A 519-nucleotide genomic window follows, 5' to 3' on the forward strand; every position below is an offset into this window, starting at 1 on the left:
CATTGCAGCAAAAACCACAGCAGATCAACCACTTGCGGCGCAATCCCTGCGCCCCTTGCTTACGGCATGTACATGCCGCCGTTCACATGGAGGGTTTGGCCGGTGATGTAACCGGCAGCCGGGCTGGCCAGGAAGGCCACCGCATGGGCGATGTCTTCCGGCGAACCCAGGCGTTCGAGGGCGATGTCGTTGATCAGCGCGGTACGCGCTTCTTCCGGCAACGCCTTGGTCATGTCGGTGTCGATGAAGCCAGGAGCGACCACATTGACGGTGACACCGCGCGAACCGATTTCCTTGGCCAGCGACTTGCTGAAGCCGATGATGCCGGCCTTGGCGGCCGCGTAGTTGGCCTGGCCGGCATTGCCGGTCACGCCCACCACCGATGCGATGTTGATGATGCGGCCCTTGCGCGCCTTCATCATGCCGCGCATCACCGCCTTGCTGGTGCGGAACACGCTGGTCAGGTTGGTGTCGATGATCGACGCCCAGTCCTCGTCCTTCATGCGCATCAGCAGGTTG

At 62.6% G+C, this 519-nt stretch carries 1 protein-coding gene; it reads right to left on the bottom strand.

Going from position 1 to position 519, the window contains the following annotated elements; translation table 11 throughout:
- Positions 1-59: 59 nt before the first annotated feature.
- A partial coding sequence (locus tag DAI20_RS20315; RefSeq protein WP_159085176.1) for a 3-oxoacyl-ACP reductase family protein occupies positions 60-519 on the bottom strand: 460 nt, incomplete at its 5' end.

Origin of the sequence: Planctomonas deserti (assembly GCF_003067705.1) — a bacterium.
Lineage (GTDB): Bacteria > Actinomycetota > Actinomycetes > Actinomycetales > Microbacteriaceae > Planctomonas > Planctomonas deserti.